The following is a 388-nucleotide window of genomic DNA, read 5'->3' on the forward strand; positions in this document are numbered from 1 at the left end:
ATGTTATTACTGGCGTCATTAAAGCAAACATCCCTTCACGTATCGCGTTTGCAGTTTCATCGCAAACGGATTCGCGAACAATTCTTGATGGAGGCGGGGCGGAAAAGTTACTCGGGCGCGGTGACATGCTTATGCTTGCTAACAGGATGAATAAACCAATTCGTGTCCAAGGGGCATTCGTCTCGGATCAAGAAGTCGAGACAGTCGTAAATCACGTCATCACCCAACAACGCGCTCAATATGTCGAGGCGATGATGCCAAAAGAAGAAGAAGTCACGACGATTGATTCAGATGATTCATTGTTTGGAGAAGTTGTACAGTTCATCTTAACGCAAGAAACAGCCTCCACTTCAATGATTCAACGAAGATTTCGCATTGGCTATAACCG

The 388-nt window shown here is 45.4% G+C and carries 1 protein-coding gene; it reads left to right on the forward strand.

Going from position 1 to position 388, the window contains the following annotated elements; translation table 11 throughout:
• Positions 1-388 (forward strand): DNA translocase FtsK (locus tag ETC00_RS20285; RefSeq protein ID WP_305792679.1); only part of this gene is annotated, 388 nt, incomplete at both ends.

This window comes from Brevibacillus sp. MCWH (assembly GCF_013096935.1).
In the GTDB taxonomy this organism is placed as follows: Bacteria; Bacillota; Bacilli; order Brevibacillales; family Brevibacillaceae; genus Brevibacillus; species Brevibacillus aydinogluensis.